The sequence below is a fragment of the Streptomyces sp. NPDC018019 genome, from assembly GCF_044327805.1.
Classification (GTDB): Bacteria; Actinomycetota; Actinomycetes; order Streptomycetales; family Streptomycetaceae; genus Streptomyces.
The window spans coordinates 35,364-52,383 of the sequence record NZ_JBIRGD010000018.1; the positions used below are offsets into that span (position 1 = coordinate 35,364).

Annotated in this window: 15 protein-coding genes; 5 read left to right on the plus strand and 10 right to left on the minus strand. The window is 72.1% G+C overall.

Features of this window, described 5'->3' with window-relative positions:
• Positions 1 to 79: 79 nt before the first annotated feature.
• The 4 genes from rpe to fmt form a co-directional block, all read right to left on the minus strand.
• On the minus strand, positions 80 to 763 hold the full coding sequence (rpe, locus tag ACH4FX_RS27170; protein ID WP_398483206.1) for a ribulose-phosphate 3-epimerase: 684 nt from the start codon (positions 761 to 763) through the stop codon (positions 80 to 82).
• A gap of 166 nt (positions 764 to 929) precedes the next feature.
• The gene (locus tag ACH4FX_RS27175; RefSeq protein ID WP_398483208.1) at positions 930 to 1,310 is read right to left on the minus strand and encodes a hypothetical protein; all 381 of its coding nucleotides are present in this window, start codon (positions 1,308 to 1,310) and stop codon (positions 930 to 932) included.
• Positions 1,311 to 1,603: 293 nt separating this feature from the next.
• Positions 1,604 to 3,034: an RsmB/NOP family class I SAM-dependent RNA methyltransferase gene (locus tag ACH4FX_RS27180; protein ID WP_398483210.1), complete on the minus strand. Its 1,431-nt coding sequence runs from the start codon at positions 3,032 to 3,034 to the stop codon at positions 1,604 to 1,606.
• 282 nt (positions 3,035 to 3,316) lie between these two features.
• Complete coding sequence (gene fmt / locus ACH4FX_RS27185; protein WP_398483212.1) at positions 3,317 to 4,249, minus strand: methionyl-tRNA formyltransferase; 933 nt, start codon at positions 4,247 to 4,249, stop codon at positions 3,317 to 3,319.
• A gap of 247 nt (positions 4,250 to 4,496) precedes the next feature.
• Between fmt and ACH4FX_RS27190 the strand changes: the two genes are divergently transcribed.
• Positions 4,497 to 5,039 carry a hypothetical protein gene (locus ACH4FX_RS27190; protein ID WP_398483213.1) on the plus strand — a complete coding sequence of 181 codons (543 nt, stop codon included), beginning with the start codon at positions 4,497 to 4,499 and terminating at the stop codon, positions 5,037 to 5,039.
• Between the two features lie 126 nt (positions 5,040 to 5,165).
• Here ACH4FX_RS27190 and ACH4FX_RS27195 read toward each other — a convergent pair whose 3' ends face one another.
• Positions 5,166 to 7,289, minus strand: a complete 2,124-nt coding sequence (locus ACH4FX_RS27195; protein ID WP_398483215.1) for a primosomal protein N' — start codon at positions 7,287 to 7,289, stop codon at positions 5,166 to 5,168.
• Positions 7,290 to 7,509: 220 nt separating this feature from the next.
• Here ACH4FX_RS27195 and ACH4FX_RS27200 point away from each other — a divergent pair, with 220 nt between their 5' ends.
• From ACH4FX_RS27200 to ACH4FX_RS27215, 4 genes are all read left to right on the plus strand, one after another.
• The gene (locus tag ACH4FX_RS27200; protein ID WP_398483217.1) at positions 7,510 to 8,817 is read left to right on the plus strand and encodes a multiprotein-bridging factor 1 family protein; all 1,308 of its coding nucleotides are present in this window, start codon (positions 7,510 to 7,512) and stop codon (positions 8,815 to 8,817) included.
• A gap of 74 nt (positions 8,818 to 8,891) precedes the next feature.
• Positions 8,892 to 9,635, plus strand: coding sequence for a toll/interleukin-1 receptor domain-containing protein (locus tag ACH4FX_RS27205; RefSeq protein ID WP_398483219.1), 744 nt, complete (start codon positions 8,892 to 8,894; stop codon positions 9,633 to 9,635).
• 170 nt (positions 9,636 to 9,805) lie between these two features.
• Positions 9,806 to 11,581: a hypothetical protein gene (locus ACH4FX_RS27210; protein ID WP_398483221.1), complete on the plus strand. Its 1,776-nt coding sequence runs from the start codon at positions 9,806 to 9,808 to the stop codon at positions 11,579 to 11,581.
• A gap of 17 nt (positions 11,582 to 11,598) precedes the next feature.
• Positions 11,599 to 12,771 (plus strand): hypothetical protein, encoded by a 1,173-nt coding sequence (locus ACH4FX_RS27215; protein ID WP_398483223.1) that lies wholly within the window; start codon positions 11,599 to 11,601, stop codon positions 12,769 to 12,771.
• A gap of 72 nt (positions 12,772 to 12,843) precedes the next feature.
• Here ACH4FX_RS27215 and metK read toward each other — a convergent pair whose 3' ends face one another.
• The 5 genes from metK to ACH4FX_RS27240 form a co-directional block, all read right to left on the minus strand.
• Positions 12,844 to 14,052 carry a methionine adenosyltransferase gene (gene metK, locus ACH4FX_RS27220; RefSeq protein WP_398483225.1) on the minus strand — a complete coding sequence of 403 codons (1,209 nt, stop codon included), beginning with the start codon at positions 14,050 to 14,052 and terminating at the stop codon, positions 12,844 to 12,846.
• A 203-nt stretch (positions 14,053 to 14,255) separates the two neighbouring features.
• The gene (gene coaBC / locus ACH4FX_RS27225) at positions 14,256 to 15,554 is read right to left on the minus strand and encodes a bifunctional phosphopantothenoylcysteine decarboxylase/phosphopantothenate--cysteine ligase CoaBC (RefSeq protein WP_398483227.1); all 1,299 of its coding nucleotides are present in this window, start codon (positions 15,552 to 15,554) and stop codon (positions 14,256 to 14,258) included.
• A 156-nt stretch (positions 15,555 to 15,710) separates the two neighbouring features.
• Entirely contained in the window at positions 15,711 to 15,983 is a 273-nt protein-coding gene (gene rpoZ, locus ACH4FX_RS27230) for a DNA-directed RNA polymerase subunit omega (protein ID WP_003982715.1), read from the minus strand.
• A 39-nt stretch (positions 15,984 to 16,022) separates the two neighbouring features.
• A complete protein-coding gene (gmk, locus tag ACH4FX_RS27235) occupies positions 16,023 to 16,616 on the minus strand; it encodes a guanylate kinase (RefSeq protein WP_398483228.1) in 594 nt (197 codons plus the stop codon).
• A gap of 38 nt (positions 16,617 to 16,654) precedes the next feature.
• Complete coding sequence (locus ACH4FX_RS27240) at positions 16,655 to 16,978, minus strand: integration host factor (RefSeq protein WP_398483230.1); 324 nt, start codon at positions 16,976 to 16,978, stop codon at positions 16,655 to 16,657.
• Positions 16,979 to 17,020: the final 42 nt, after the last annotated feature.

Consider the following 17,020-nt stretch of genomic DNA (forward strand, 5'->3'; position numbering starts at 1 on the left):
GTGCGGGGTCCGTGCGCGCGCCCCGGGCACACCATGTGCGGCGCCGGCGCCCACGGCCGGTCCCGCGGGCGCCCCTGCGTCAGTGGGCGCAGGCCCAGTCGGCCCCGGCCGTCGCGGACTCGGCCTGCGCGCGCAGTTCGCGCACCGCCTTCGCCGGGTCGTCCGCGCCGTACACCGCCGAGCCCGCCACGAAGACGTCCGCGCCGGCCTCCGCGCACCGCTCGATCGTGGCCGCCGAGACACCGCCGTCCACCTGGAGCCACATCTGCAGGCCGTGCTTGGAGATCAGCTCCCGGGTCCGGCGGATCTTCGGCAGCATGATGTCCAGGAACGCCTGCCCGCCGAAGCCGGGCTCCACGGTCATGATCAGCAGCATGTCCAGCTCGGGCAGCAGGTCCTCGTACGGCTCGATGGGCGTGGCCGGCTTGAGCGCCATCGACGCCCGTGCGCCCTTGGCCCGGATCTCCCGCGCCAGCCGTACGGGCGCGGCCGCCGCCTCCGCGTGGAAGGTCACCGAACCGGCGCCCGCCTCGATGTACTGCGGCGCCCAGCGGTCCGGGTCCTCGATCATCAGATGGAGGTCGAGCGGGGTGTCCGTCGCCTTGCTCAGCGCCTCGACGACCGGAGCACCCAGCGTCAGGTTGGGCACGAAGTGGTTGTCCATCACATCGACATGCAGCCAGTCGGCGCCCTCGACGGCCTTCGCCTCCTCGGCGAGCCGGGCGAAGTCTGCGGACAGGATGCTGGGGTTGATCAAGGCCATGCCTCCAGTATGTCCTGCCGCCCCTGGCGAGCCGAAGCGGGTGGGCGGGGCGCGGGCCGCACCCCGCCCCGCCGGCCCACCCCGCGGCCGGCGATCGGGCCGCGGGGTCCAGGACCGCCGGCTTTCCGCGGGAATCCCCGCATTCTCCGAACGGAGCGGTCTTCGGCTACCTCAGCAATTTGAGGAAATCCGCTTGGCCCGTCCCGGGATACCTGTTGTCCACAGCGGGCTCGGACGACGTGTGCTCAAGGCCGGGGTCGTCGTCCGGGGCCTCGTTCCCCTGCTTGTTGCCGGGCAGATCGGCACTGCCGCAGTGATTGAGCGGACTCCCGAAAGGAATTTGGCCGAGCAGTCCGGCGGCGCCACCGGTGCCATCGGTGGCGGACCCGTGTGCGGCGATGCTCGGGCCGTTCTTGCAGGTGTTGTTGTGGGACGGCGACCCGATGACGATGATTCCGCCCGCTGCCGCGGGGGTCTCTGTCGCGAACGTGATCCCGATGGCTGCTGCGGCGACGGCGAGCGCCGTGACGATCCTGCGAACGGTCATGACCAGCGAACGACGCCGCGGGAAACAGGTAACGCATATTCACCGCGTCCGAATGCGGATTTCCGGCGGCGTTTCCGCCCCGTTCAGCGCAATTTCTTTCCTGTTCCTGACCTCTGCCCGTCGAATCCCGGCCAGGCGATTGCCCGGGCTGCCGATTACCCCTCAGCCCTTTCCCCGCCTGCCGATTCCCGGCCGCCGAATTGCCGTGCACGGCTGCATTGCTGCCGCACACCTGCATTGCCGCCGCACGTCGGCGTCGCTGCCGCATCACGGACGGCGACGGGCCCGGCGTCCTACGCCGTTCGCCGCAGCAGCGCCAGGTACATCGCGTCCGTACCGTGCAGGTGCGGCCACAACTGGACATCCGGGCCGTCGCCCAGCGCGGGTACGCCCGGCAGCAGCGGGCGGGCGTCGATCCACTCCGCCGTCATCTCCGCGCCGCCCCGGGCCTTGAGGACGTCCTCCACCACGGCGCGCGTCTCGGCCAGGTGCGGCGAGCAGGTCGCGTAGCCGACCACGCCGCCGACCCGGACCGAGACCAGAGCCTGGCGCAGCAGCTCCCGCTGGAGCGGCGCGAAGCCGTCCAGGTCCTCCGGACGGCGGCGCCAGCGCGCCTCCGGCCGCCGCCGCAGCGCGCCGAGACCGGTGCACGGGACGTCCATCAGGACCCGGTCGAAGGAGCCGGGCCGCCACGGCGGGCGGGTGCCGTCGGCCGCGATGACCTCGTACGGGCCGGGGTTGCCCGCCAGCGACCGCGCCACCAGGCGGGCACGGTGCGGCTGCTTCTCCGAGGCGAGCAGCCGGGCACCGCGCTGCGCGGCGAGCGCGCCCAGCAGCGCGGCCTTGCCCCCCGGTCCGGCACAGCCGTCGAGCCAGGTGCGGTCGGGCCCGTCGAGGGGCGCGTTCGCCAGGGCCGCCGCGACGAGCTGGCTGCCCTCGTCCTGGACACCGGCCCGGCCCTCGCGGACCGCGTCCAGGGCGCCGGGCTCGCCGCCCTCGGCGAGCCGTACCGCGTACGGGGACCAGCGGCCCGGCAGGGCGCTCTCCTCCCCCACGGCCTCCATCAGCTCCGCGGTGGTGGACCGCCCGGGCCGCGCCACAAGCGTGACCTCCGGCCGGTCGTTGTCGGCCTCCAGCAGGTCCTCCAGGCCGGCGCGCCCGCCGCCGAGGGCGTCCCACAGCGCCGAGACGATCCACCGGGGGTGCGCGTGCACGATCCCCAGGTGCTCCTCGGGGTCCTCGTCGTACTCCGGCGCGACCCGCTCCAGCCATCCGTCCAGGTCGTGCGCGGCGATCTTCCGCAGGACGGCGTTGACGAACTTCGCGCGCCCGTCGCCCAGCACGACGCGGGCCAGCTCGACGGTCGCGCTCACCGCGGCGTGCGTCGGGATGCGCGTACCGAGCAGCTGGTGCGCGCCGAGCGAGAGCACATCCAGGACCGGCGGGTCCACCTCCCGCAGCGGCCGGTCCACGCACCGCGCGATGATCGCGTCGTAGGTGCCCTGGCGCCGCAGCGTGCCGTAGACCAGCTCGGTCGCCAGCGCCGCGTCGCGCCCGTCGAAGTCCCCGTTCTCCCGCGCCTTGCGCAGCATCGGCGGCAGCACCAGGTTCGCGTACGCGTCCCGCTCGTCGACCGCCCGCAGCGCCTCGAAGGCGAGTATCCGCACCGGGTCCTTGCGCGGACGGCGGTAGGGCTTGCTGGGACGACGCGACTGGCCACTCACGAGAAAGGTGCTCCGCTGCTGTACGGGAAGAAGTTCGCCCCCAGCCTACGTGGCGGGGCGACGGGCCGCGGAGGGCACCGGGGCCGCGGGGACACCGGGCTCCCGGAGGGCACCGGGGCCGCGCCCGGCCGCCGCCGCGGCCCGCCGCCGCGGCCCGCCGTCGCCGACCGCCGCCGACCGCCCGTCAGACCCCGGCAGCCCGCCGGTCCCCCGACCGCCCGTCAGCCCTCAGTCATCCCCCGGCCCGGTCCTCCGCCCCCCATCGGTCTCCCCTTCCCCCCGTCAGTCCCCCAGCCGCTCCGCGTCCCCGATCCGTACCCCGCGCGCCCAGTCCGCGCCGCGCATCGGCTTCTTGCCCTGCGGCTGGACCCACAGCAGTTCCACCGCGTGGCTGCCCGTACCGGCGTACACCGCCTTCTTGGTGACGGCGAGTTCGCCGGGCGCCAGGTCCGTACGGTCGGTGACCAGGCCGACCGACATCAGCTTCAGCCGCTCGTCACGGAACAGCGTCCACGCGCCCGGCGCAGGGGCGCACCCCCGTACGACCCGGTCCACCCGCAGGGCGGGCGCCGACCAGTCCACCTTCGCGTCCTCGACCTCGATCTTCGGCGCGAGGGTGACGCCCTCGGCGGGCTGCGGCACCGGCCGCAGCGTGCCGTCCTCGATGCCGTCCATGGTGGCGGCCAGCAGCCCCGCCCCGGCGAGGGCCAGCCGGGTCAGCAGGTCGCCGCTGGTGTCGGCCGGCCGTACCGCCTCCGTGATCACTCCGAACACCGGCCCGGAGTCCAGCCCTTCCTCGATGAGGAAGGTGGAGGCGCCGGTCATCTCGTCACCGGCCAGCACCGCGTGCTGCACCGGTGCCGCGCCGCGCCACGCCGGCAGCAGCGAGAAGTGCAGGTTCACCCAGCCGTGCGCCGGGATGTCCAGGGCCGCCTTCGGCAGCAGCGCCCCGTAGGCGACGACCGGACAGCAGTCCGGGGCGATCTCCCGCAGCCGGGCGAGGAAGTCCGCGTCGCGCGGCTTGGCGGGCTTGAGCACCTCGATGCCGGCCTCCGCCGCGCGCTCGGCGACCGGGCTGGCGACCAGCCGGCGGCCGCGGCCGGCCGGAGCGTCGGGCCGGGTGACGACGGCGACGACCTCGTGCCGGTCCGAGGCGATCAGGGCATCCAGGGCGGGTACGGCGACCTCGGGGGTGCCGGCGAAGACGAGCCTCATGGGTGGCGTACTACCTCTCACACGCTGCGGAACGGCGCACCAGTCTATGGGCCGCCCCCGCGAGGGGGCGCGCGAACAGACGCGCGCCCCTCATTGGAACCTGTACGCCCCCATACCGTGACCAGAGCCGCTGCTGTTGCGTTGGTCAAGCAGCATTGACCGAGCCGGGCCGCCCTCGCGGCCCGCTCGTTTTCACCTGCTTGTCACGTTCTTATGCACATCCGACGCCGGTTCGAGAGGCTTGTTCATGGCCGACCACGCAACCCACGACGCCCAGGCTCGCGCCAGCCTGCACCTACTGGTACGGGACATCGAGCGGGTCCGCCGGCAGGTGGACGCCCTGCGCACCCTGACAGCTCAGCTCGGCAACGTCTACCGGCCGCGGCGCACCGGCCCGTCCGCCGGCTTCGTCGTCTACGGGCGCGCCCCCGCCCCGACCGTACGTCTCGCCCAGGAACTGCGCGACAGCGTCGAAACCCTCGTCACGGCGGCGGTGGACTTCGACCGCTCGCTGGGCTTCTCCTGGGATGCGGTGGGGTCGGCCCTGGGCGTCACGAAACAGGCCGTGCACCGCCGTTACGGCGCCCGCCGCTCCACCGCCCAGCCCGGTTCTGAGAGCGGCGAGGGCGTCCGTACGGCCGAACCGTCCGGGGCCCGCAGCCTGGCCGTCTCCCCCGGTCTGCCGAGCGCGCCGGCGGTGCCCGCCGCGCGTACCCTGCCGGGCCAGTCCCCGATGCCGTCCCGGGAAGAGGCCCGCCCCGGCGCCTTCCCCGGCCCCCGCAACGGCTGACCCGCCGCACCCCGCCCCGGCCCCTCCCCGGGGCGGCCCGCTTCCCTTCCTCCCAGCTTCCTCCCCAGCTCTTCCTCCCGGCCCCGCCTTCCCAGCCGCGACGCCCGCAGCCGACCGCCGGCCGCCTCAGCCGAGGTCGGGCGGATCGATCCGTACCCGCACCGCTTCCCCCTCCCGTTTGACCAGCCGCGCCGCCTGCGCCGTCTTCAGTGCCGCCGCCAGCGCAGCGCCCTGGCCGGGGCGTACCCGCACCAGCGCCCGGTCCCATTCCTCCCCGGGCGGCGGGTCCCCCGGCCGGCGCGGCCGTCCCGCGTCGGGAGCCGGTACGGGTACGGGCCCCAGCACCTCGGCGCCCTCCGGCAGCCCGGCCGTCGCCAGCATCTCCGCCACGTCCTCGGGACGGCCGGTCACCGACGCCATCCGGGACACCGGCGGGAAGCCCAGCTCGGCCCGCTCCGCCAGCTCGCGCACCGCGTGCCCGGCCGGGTCCCACCGCACCAGCGCCTGCACGGGACGCAGCGTCGCCTCCGCGATGACCGCGACCGTGCCGCCCTCGGCAGCGCCCCGTACCAGCGACGCGGCGTGGAGCCAGCGCCGCAGCGCCTCCTCCCCGGCCCGCAGGTCGGGCCGGCTCAGCAGCGCCCAGCCGTCCAGCAGCAACGCGGCGGCGTAGCCGCCCTCGGCGACCGGCTCCGCCCCCGGCGTGCTCACCACCAGGGACGGCACGCCGGGCACCGTGTCCAGCACATGATCACGACCGGACGTCCGCACCGGCACGGCCGGGAAGGCCCGTCCCAGCTCCTCCGCCGTCCGCCGCGCCCCCACGATCTGGGCCCGCAGCCGCATGCCCCCGCACTCCCCGCAGCGCCAGTCGCCCTCCTCGCGCCCGCACCAGCCGCAGCGCAGCTCACCCGCGTCCTGCGCTTCCAGCGGCCCCGCGCAGGCCCGGCAGCGCGCGGGCTCCCGGCACCGCTCACACGCCAGCCGCGGTACGTAGCCCCGCCGCGGCACCTGCACCAGCACCGGCCCGTGCTTGAGCCCCTCGCGCACCACCTGCCACGCCAGCGTCGGCAGCCGGGCGGCCCGCGCCGCCGCGTCCCGCGCCTCGTCGGCGTCGCCGACCGTACGGACCAGGGGCGCGGCGGCCCGTACCTGTTCACGCCCGGCCGTCAGCGGGCGCGCCCAGCCCGTCTCCACCAGCTGCGCCGCCTCGACCGTGCAGCTCAGCCCGCCCAGCAGGAAACCGGCCCGCTCCGTCACCGACCGCTGCAACAGCACTTCCCGCGCGTGCGGCTGCGGCGCATGCGGATCACTGTGGCTGCTGTCCCCGTCGTCCCACACCGCGACCAGGCCCACGTCCCGTACCGGCGCGAACATCGCCGCCCGGGTCCCGATCACCGCCCGCACCGCGCCGCGGCTGACGGCCAGCCACCGCCGGTACCGCTCCTCGGGCCCGGCCTCGGCGGTGAGCACCACGTGCCGCCCCGCTCCGATCAGCTCCCCCAGCGCCGCGTCCACCCGCGCCGCGGCCCGCCCGTCCGGCAGGACGGCGAGCGCCCCGCGCCCGGACGCCAGCGCGGCGGCCATCGCCCGCGCCAGCTCCTGCGGCCAGTGCGGTCCCGGCAGCGCCGTCCACACGGCCCGCGGCGACTCCCCCCGCCCCAACGCCTCCAGGAACCCCGGCCCGGCCGGATACCTGCTCCAACTCCCCGCATCCGGCGGCGCGTTGGGCGGCAGCGGCTTCCCCGAATCCCGCCCCTCCACCTTCGCCCGCCGCGGCGGCACCGCCAGCTGCACCACGTCCGCGAGCGTCCCCGCGTACCGGTCGGCCACGGCCCGGCACAGCCCCAGCAGCTCCGGCGTCAGCACCCGCTCGGGCGACAGCACCTGCGCGATCGGCGCGAGCACCCCACGGAACTCACTCTCCGCCACCCGCTCCACCACAAACCCGTTGACCAGCTTCCCCCCTTCCCGCCGACCCCCCTTCTCCCCGGCCCCGAACCGCACCCGCACCCGCACCCCGGGCTGCGCCTCGGCGTCCATCGCCGCCGGCACCGCATAGTCGAAATACCGGTCGAGGTGCACCAGCCCCTTGTCCACCAGCACCCGCGCCACCGGCAGCCGCTCCGCCAGCTCGGCCCCCCGCCACGTCCGCGGCTTCGCCCGCTCCGCCTTCTTCCCCCGCACCGCCTCCCGAATCAACGCAAGCTGCTCCACCCCCGCACCCTGCTCATCGTCTTTCCTGCTCACGGCACCAGTCTTAGCAGACGGCACCGACAACGAACCGCGCCTCCGCCGGGGCCCCGGCCGTCTCGACAGCGGCCGGCCCTTTCGGTTCGCTTCCCCTCCGGGCCACGCCCGGGACTACGAAGAGGAAACGGGAAACCGTCCGGCTGCCTTGTCGGCACCGGCTCGACGGCAGCAGGCTGACGTCCGGAGTCGGGACCGCCCGAGCGGCCGCACGGTCGACATGCCGGAGGTTCACGTGCTGGAGCAGCCGATCTCGTTCGGATCCGAACTCCGCAGACGCCGCACGGCCGCGGGCTGGTCCCTCATCCAGCTGGCCATGGCGGTGCACTACAGCAAGGGCCACTTGAGCAAGGTCGAGACGGGCCACAAGCGCCCCAGCCCCGATCTCGCCCGGCTCTGCGACAGCGCGCTGCGCGCCGATGGAGCACTGACGGCCTTGGTACCCCGGCCTCCGGCTCCTGAGGCGGCGGCACCCCGCGAACCCCGCACGGACGGAGATGTGTGGATCATGCAATGGGACACAGATGGTTCGGTCCGTTTCGCGGCCGTGGACCGCCGCAAGGCGTTGGCACTGGGCGCCTCCTGCCTGCTCGCCGTAGCCGCGGGCGAGGTCCAGGCAGCCGCCGCACCGGCGGATCCGGGGCTGCTCGACGCCTCGCGGACCCTGTTCGACCAGTACCGCAAACTCGGCCAGACCTCGGCTCCCGGCGCTCTCGTGCCTCCTCTCATCGCCCAGACACAGGCGCTGCGCGACCTCGCTGCCCGGTCCCGCGCCGGGGCGCGCCACGGCTTCCTCATCCTCGCCTCGCGATATGCGGAGTTCGCGGGCTGGATGGCGCAGGAGGCCGGCAACGACGAGGCCGCGAAGTGGCTGACCAACCGCGCCGTGGAACTCGCCGATGCCGGCGGCGATCAGCACCTGGCGACCTACGCCCTCGCCCGGCAGGCCCTGATCTCCTTCTACGCCGGTGACGCACGCACCACCGTCGCCTTGGCGGAACGGGCGGCCGGTACGACGGCCGCACCACCCCGCATACGGGGACTGGCCGCCCAGCAAGCGGCCCAGGGTCATGCGCTCGCCGGTGACCACGACTCCTGCATGCGCCGTCTGGACAGGGCACGAGCGTTGCTCGCCACCGATTCCTCCGACCCGTCGCTCCCGGTGATCGGTACCAGCAATCTCTCCGACCCGGTGTCCATGGCGACCGGGTGGTGTCTTTACGATCTGGGGCGGCCGCGCCACGCTGCTGACATCCTGGACCAAGAAGTCGCCCGCCTGCCCGATTACTCGGTTCGGAACCAGGCCCGCTACGGGATGCGCCGCGCCCTCAGCCATGCCGCTGCCGGGGAGATCGAGCACGCCTGCCACCTGGCCGGGGAGCTGCTCGGCCCGGCATCCCTGGTCGGTTCCGCGACCATCCGCGCCGACGTACGGCGATTGGCGCGTCTGCTGTCCCGTCACCGATCTCACCGCGCGGTACGTGAACTGTCGCCACAGCTCATCACAGCACTGCGCCCGTCGGCCTGAACACCCGCAGACACGGCCTTGATAAGCGTGCTCGTCTGCGGCACTTCCATTCCCCTCCCGAAAGAGAGAAGCGGATGCCCGACCATCCCGAGGTTTTCATCAACTACCGGACAGCTGACGACCCGACCGCTGCAGCGATGATCGAAAACTACCTCTCCCAGCGCTTCGGTTCGGACCTGATCTTCCGAGACCAGAAGTCGATCAAGCTGGGCAGTCCTTACCCCGCGGCTCTGCGAGCGGCTGTACGACACTGCGGAGTGCTCCTGGCCGTCATCGGCCCGCGTTGGCTGGACGGCCTCGACGCGCGGCTCGTGGACGGCCAAGACGACTGGACCCGCATCGAGATAGCCGAGGCGCTGGAGTACGAGACACACATCGTTCCCGTACTCGCCGGGGCACGCACCGAGCCGCTCCCGGCACACCGGCTTCCCTCCGAACTGCGCGGGCTGGCGCTGCTCCAGTACCGCCGCGTCGCCCCCGCCACTTCGCACCACGACCTGAGAGTCCTCGGGGACGAACTCGCCGAACTCGCTCCTCGCCTGGGTGGCACCGACGTCCAGACACAGCGGACCAAGGACGGCGCAACACCAGCCAGGGTAAGCAATTCGGCGGACAACAATCACGGTACAGCTTACCAAGCGGGCACCATCGGAACCGTATTCCATGAGGCACACAGTCCCGTCCACAGCGGTTCGGGAAACCAGTATGTGAATTCCCCGCACCAGTCCGGCGCCGGTTCGGTTCAGGTCAACGGCACCAACAACGGTGGATTCACCGTTGGCGTCCCCACACGCCCGGAGGGTAACGAGGACCGATGACCGACGCGATCGGCACGGCATTCGGCAACGCCTACGGACCGACACACTCGGGCCCGGGCGACCAACACATTCACTTCGGACCTCCGCCGGGCCCCTCCCGACAGCGTCCCCGAGATGCCGCACAAGACGAATTCCTGCGTCTGGCGACGAGATTCGTCCACCCGATCGGCATGGATCGGGCCCGCGCCACCTTGCGTGACTACCGCACCACACTGGTCACCGGCCCTCCCGGCAGCGGCCGTTCCGCCACGGCCAAGCAACTCCTGTACGAACAGCGCGGCACGGGTGGGCGGTTCGTCCGGCTCTCCGACCGCCCCGAGGAAGGCGGCAGCCGGGTCCTCCACCCGGACGACGTACAGAATGCCGATCTGATGCTGCTGGATCTCACCGCCGCCGACCAGGGTGTGGTCAATCAGGTCCAGCGAGAGATGCCCGAATTCCGCGCGGCGGTACAGAAACACAACGCCTACCTCACCGTCGCGCTACCTCCTGACACTGCGCTACAAGCCGAGATGAACGACCTGCACACGTCCATCGAGCGGCCACCGGCCTTCCGAGTTCTACGGAAGCACCTGCGGGCCGGGGGCATCATCGTCGAGACGGCGGAGCTGGCCACTCCAGACCTGGCGGAATTCCTCGCCCAGGCCCATATGCGGGAGGTCGCACAATTCGCGGATCTGATCCACCAATACCGCGACCGCGGCCCCGGACACTTTCACGAGTGGCTGCGTCGCGCGCTGTCCGTCACCACGGAACGCCGCGACGAAGTGCGCAAGGCCGTCGCCCGGCTGCCGGCCGCCAAACGTGCGCTCCTCTTCGCCTGCGCCCTGCTGCACGGAAGCCGCGGGCATGTGGTGCACCGAGCCGCGGCGGAACTCCTACGGGTCGCGGCCGAGACGCACGCGGTGCAGGCCCCACTCAGCCGTGCGGCACTGTCCGTGCGACTGAAGGAGGTGGGGGCGGAGATGACGACCGACGGCCGCGTCACCTTCCGCGCCCTGCGCTACGACGAAGCGGTCGGCGACAGTCTCTGGGACGACTTCCCCGACCTGCTGCCGGCGCTGTCCCCGTGGGTGGACGGCCTCGTACGCGCGCCGGACCTGGAAGACCGGGAACGCGCTGATCTCGTCCACCGCTATGCCCGCCAATGTCTGCGGACGGACCGTCCCGGCGAGCTTTCCGACGCCGCTGTCGCCTGGATGGCACAGGACACACCCAACTGGTTGAACCGGGCGGCGTACACAGCACTCAGTGACGGCCTCTCCCATGAGCAGCATGGCGGGCACTTCCGGGCGAGAGTTTACGAATGGTCCACCAACCGGCAGCTCAGCCCCGGCCTCGTGCGCGTTCTGGTCGGAGTCTGCGCCGACGTCATGGCGGTCCAGCACCCGGACAGCGCCCTCGTCCGCCTCCTGCATCTCGCCCGCCGGGAGCCCCGGACGACGGAATGCGCCGCCCGCGACGCACTGTTCCGGCTCGCCTTCTCCGAACGCCGCCTCACACGACGGTTGCTGGACCGCGTCCACCGCGCATGGGCCAGTCCTCTGTCACGGTGGCAGCGGATACGGGTGTCCGAGCTGTTCCTCCACCTCGCCGATCCGGGGCACTTCTGTGACGCCTCCGGCCGGGCCCGGCCGCTCATCGCCGAGACGGCCGTACAGGCCCAGTTGACGGCCGGCTGGCGCGCCACCTTCGCGCTGCGCCCGTTCGCCGAGTGCGGCTCTCGTGTGGCGGACTGGCTGCGCACCGCCCGTGAGGAAGCCAGTCCGCGCGACGCCCTGCTGGATGTCCTGGTGGCCTCGTGCGTCGCGGACGGCGATCTGCTCGGGCATCTCTATACGACGGACTGGCACCTGGCCCGTTCCGGCGAGGACGGCGAGTCCGCGGCACAGGTTTCGGAACTGCTTTGGAACAAGATCAATGCCGCCCAAGGGCTGGGCGCTTGACCCGGGGGAACGGAACAATGAGCTCCGGCCACAAGATTTTCACGCTCTTCATCGTCGTCATCGGCGAGCTCCTGATCGCCATTGCCGGTCTGTCGCTGGACTGGCGGCACCCCTGGCTCTGGCCCCTGCTGGCCGTGGCACTGCCGGCCGCCGGAGCAGTGACCTGCCGCCTTGAAGAGCGCAGACGGCCGCTCATCCCACGGGAAGCGCTCGTCGAACCCGATCTGCCGATACCGCCCCGCGAACCGCAGGAACGTCACATCGTCGACGTGGCGCTGCCCAGTTGCCTGCCCGACTACGACTTCCGGTTCTCCGCCCGTATCCGCTGGGCGCTTCTGGAGGATCCGGAGTCCGGCTACCCGGTGAGCCCCGGCGAGCTGGCCGTGAGCGCCGTCCTGGAAAGGGCCCGCGCCGTCACGTCCCGGCAGCCGCCCCACCGCTGTTCGCTGGCGCAGCACCAGCTCGGCGGTGAACTGGGCACGATGGCCCCCGACCGCACCGGACGCGTGCTGGCCCTGGCCGAGAACGTGTCGCTGACCTTGGCCGACGCCGACCGCGAACGGCTGAGCAAGCTGTCCACCGTCCGCAAGGACGAAGCGCTCTGGGAGCACGAGCGCAAGTACGAACAGAGTAAGCGCAGCTACCTGGGCGACGACGTACTCAAGGACCCCGGGAGCGCGGTCGTCTGGCACCTTGCCAAGAACGAGGACCGCATCGAGCACACCGTCGGCCTCATCGACACGCTGACCCGCCTGGCGAGCGCTGCCAATACCCGGGACTTCCCGCAAGCCCCGGAGGTACCTCCCCCGTCCGGCGGCGACGGTGCGGCTGGTCCGGTCCCGGGCGGCCCGGAGCAGCCGGACGGCGATGAACCGGACCCGGCATCCGACACCGTGCACCACGTGGGCGGAATGCTGAAAGCGCTGGGGCTGCCCCTCGGATCTCCGCACAGCGCGATGCTGGCCCGCCGAATCGCGGAAGGCGTCGCCCTTTGCTACGCCCCGGCAGCCGCCGAGGCCGCGTCAGCGGTGCTCGACCGGTTCGCGACGCCCACCATGCCGGCCGCCGGAGCCGACGACCCGCACGAGGCACCGGATTCCGCCGACAAGGACACCCGTGGTCTGCGCTTCCCGGAGAACGGGCACCGGCCGCCACCAGCGGAGCCACCGCTGCCGAGCAGCCAGGACTGAGAGTCCTGCGGCCGCACACCGAAGGCCCGCCCCCGTGCGAGGGCGGGCCTTCCACTGTTGCGTAAGTGGCCTTTACAGCCCCGCAGCCTTCTTCAGCGCCTCCACCCGGTCCGTGCGCTCCCAGGTGAAGTCCTCCAGCTCGCGGCCGAAGTGGCCGTAGGCGGCGGTCTGGGAGTAGATGGGGCGGAGGAGGTCGAGGTCGCGGATGATGGCGGCCGGGCGGAGGTCGAAGACCTCGGCGATGGCGTTCTCGATCTTTTCGACGTCGACGGCGGCGGTGCCGAAGGTCTCGACGAACAGGCCGACCGGCTCGGCCTTGCCGATGGCGTAGGCGACCTGGACCTCGCAGCGGGCGGCCAGCCCGGCCGCCACGACGTTCTTGGCGACCCAGCGCATGGCGTAGGCGGCCGAGCGGTCGACCTTGGACGGGTCCTTGCCGGAGAAGGCGCCGCCGCCGTGGCGGGACATGCCGCCGTAGGTGTCGATGATGATCTTGCGGCCGGTGAGGCCGGCGTCGCCCATCGGGCCGCCGATCTCGAAGCGGCCGGTGGGGTTGACCAGCAGGCGGTAGCCCTCGGTGTCCAGCTTGATGCCGTCCTCGACGAGCTGGTCGAGGACGTGCTCGACCACGAACTCGCGGATGTCGGGGGCGAGGAGGGAGTCCAGGTCGATGTCGCTCGCGTGCTGGGAGGAGACGACGACCGTGTCGAGGCGGACCGCCTTGTGGCCGTCGTACTCGATGGTGACCTGGGTCTTGCCGTCGGGGCGCAGGTACGGGATGGTGCCGTTCTTGCGGACCTCGGACAGGCGCTTGGACAGGCGGTGCGCGAGGTTGATCGGGAGCGGCATCAGCTCCGGGGTCTCGTCGCAGGCGTAGCCGAACATCAGGCCCTGGTCGCCCGCGCCCTGCTTGTCCAGCTCGTCCTCGTCGCCCTCGACGCGCTTCTCGTAGGCGGTGTCGACACCCTGGGCGATGTCCGGGGACTGCGCGCCGATGGAGACGGAGACGCCGCAGGAGGCGCCGTCGAAGCCCTTCTTCGACGAGTCGTAGCCGATTTCGAGGATCTTGTTGCGCACGAGGTTGGGGATGTCGGCGTACGCCTTCGTCGTCACCTCGCCGGCCACGTGGACCAGGCCGGTGGTGATCAACGTCTCGACGGCGACCCGGGAGGCCGGGTCCTCCTTCAGGAGGGCGTCGAGGATGGTGTCGCTGATCTGGTCAGCGATCTTGTCGGGGTGACCCTCGGTGACGGACTCCGAGGTGAAGAGGCGGCGGGACACATCGCTCCCTGGGGTTGCAGCGGCTGCTGGCTGATCATTGGCGGAAAGGCCGAGAGCTGCGCTCGGCACGATCCGCGGCCAGTTTATCGGTCATGAGAGGCGTTCGGGCACGCAGTCTCGATTTATGGACCGCCGTGACCTGGGACACCGTGCCGGAGAGAGGAAGATCTCGTTCCGGCGCGGGCCCGGACGAACGCTCTCCATCAGGGGGAGGCTGGGGCGGCAGGGGCGGGCGGGGCGGTCAGGCGCGGGGCCACGAGGTCCCAGATTTTGTCGGAAAGCGCTTCCTTCGGGCCGTACGGTACGGGCGTCTCGGCGCCGTCCGCGGCCAGGATCACCGCCTCGTTCTGGGCCGAACCGAACGCCTTGTGGTCGCCGACCTCGTTGACGACCAGCAGGTCACAACCCTTTCGGGTGAGTTTGGCGCGCCCGTTGGTGAGGACGTCGTCGGTTTCGGCGGCGAAGCCCACGATCACCTGGCCGGGGCGGGGCCGGTCCGCGGAGATTTCGGCGAGGATGTCCGGGTTGCGGACCAGGGCCACCGGCTCGGGCTCCTGGCCGTCCTTCTTCTTGATCTTCCCGGTGGCGTACACGGCGGGCCGGAAATCGGCCACCGCCGCCGCCATGACCACCGCGTCGGCGTCCGCGGCGGCCTTCAGCACGGCCTCGCGCAGTTGGACGGCCGTACCGATGTGGACCACGTCCACCCCGGCCGGGTCGGGCAGCTCGCTGTTGCCGGCGACGAGGGTGACGCGGGCGCCGCGGGCCACGGCCGTACGGGCGAGCGCGTAGCCCTGCTTGCCGGAGGAGCGGTTGCCCAGGAAGCGGACCGGGTCCAGCGGCTCCCGGGTGCCACCGGCGCTGATCACGACGTGCCGCCCCGCGAGGTCCTGGACGAGTCCCCGCGGGCCGCGGGCCAGGACCCGGCGACAGATCTCGTAGATCTCGGCCGGGTCGGGGAAGCGTCCCTTGCCGGTGTCCACGCCGGTCAGCCGGCCGACGGCGGGCTCGATCACGACGGCGCCGCGGCGGCGCAGCGTGGCGACGTTCTCCTGGGTGGCCGGGTGCTCCCACATCTCGGTGTGCATCGCCGGGGCGAAGACCACCGGGCAGCGCGCGGTGAGGAGGGTGTTGGTCAGCAGGTCGTCGGCCAGGCCGTGGGCGGCCTTGGCGAGCATGTCGGCCGTACAGGGGGCCACCACGACCAGGTCGGCGGACTGGCCGATGCGGACGTGCGGGACCTCGTGGACCGTCTCCCACACCTCGGTGGCGGCCGGGTTGCCGGAGAGCGCGGCCCAGGTGGCCTCGCCGACGAAGTGCAGGGACGCCGCGGTCGGCACGACCCGGACGTCGTGCCCGGACTCGGTGAGCCGGCGCAGCAGCTCGCACGCCTTGTACGCGGCGATGCCGCCGCTGACCCCCAGGACGACCCGGGGGCGGCGCGCCGGAGCGCTCCCGTCCGCCGGCCCGGTGGCCCGCTGCGGCTGTGTCGGCTGGTCCATCGCGTTCTCTCCCCACGCCGTGGGTTCCGCCCCCCGCGGGGTGCGGACCCGGTCGGTTACTCCCCCATGACACACCAAGGGCCCGGCAGCGGCGCTGCCGGGCCCTTGGTCAGGGCGTCGTGCCGGGGTCCGTGCGACACCGGGACGCCCGATCGCTCACTGAGCCGGGCCCTCGACGGCCTCGGAGGTCAGCAGACCCGCGTTGATCTCGCGGAGCGCGATGGACAGGGGCTTCTCGTGGACGTGGGTGTCGACCAGCGGGCCGACGTACTCCAGCAGGCCCTCGCCGAGCTGCGAGTAGTACGCGTTGATCTGACGGGCGCGCTTGGCGGCGTAGATCACGAGGCTGTACTTCGAGTCGGTGGCCTCGAGAAGCTCATCAATCGGCGGGTTGATGATGCCCTCGGGCGCGGTGATGGAAGAGGACACTCTCTGCCTTCCGAAGGGGGGTGTAAACAGGTGTAAAGATCAAAGAACCTTCATCAAGGCTAGCAGCTCACGGCTGACGTCCTCGACGGAGGTGTTGACCAGGGTCTCGTCGAACTCGGTCTCGGCGGCCAGCTCGACCTTGGCGGCCTCCAGGCGGCGCTCGATGACCTCGGGCGCCTCGGTGCCCCGGCCGGTGAGCCGGCGGACCAGTTCCTCCCAGCTCGGCGGGGCCAGGAAGACCAGCTGGGCCTCCTTCATGGACTCGCGGACCTGCCGCGCGCCCTGGAGGTCGATCTCCAGCAGCACCGGTTCGCCGGCCTCCAGGCGGTCCTGGACGGCCTTGCGCGGCGTGCCGTAGCGGTTGCCCGCGAATTCGGCCCATTCCAGCAGTTCGCCGTTGGCGACGAGCTTGTCGAATTCCTCGTCGTCCACGAAGAAGTACTGGACGCCGTGCCGTTCCCCGGGGCGCGGCTTGCGCGTGGTGGCCGACACCGAGAGCCAGATCTCGGGGTGGACCTTGCGCAGATGGGCGACGACCGTGCTCTTGCCGACCCCGGAAGGGCCGGAGAGCACGGTCAGCCGCGGACGGGCGTCCGGGGATACGGGGGACGTCCCCCGGGGTGTTGCAGCCATGGGGCGATTATTCCAGTTCCCCGGCGGTGCCAGGAAACTCAGCCGGCCTTCTCGCCGAACTCGCGCTCCAAAGCGGCGATCTGGTTGGTGCCCAGACCGCGCACCCGGCGGCTCTCGGAGATGCCCAGCCGCTCCATGATCTGCTTGGCCCGGACCTTGCCCACGCCGGGCAGGGACTCCAGGAGGGCGGAGACCTTCATCTTGCCGATGACGTCGTTCTCCTGGCCCTGCTTGATGACCTCGTGGAGGGAGGCGCCGGAGTTTTTGAGCCGATTCTTGACCTCGGCGCGCTCCCGGCGAGCCGCGGCGGCCTTTTCGAGCGCGGCTGCGCGCTGTTCAGGGGTAAGGGGCGGAAGAGCCACGCCTACGTCACCTCGGATGTAGAACTGTCGGATACGGACCGG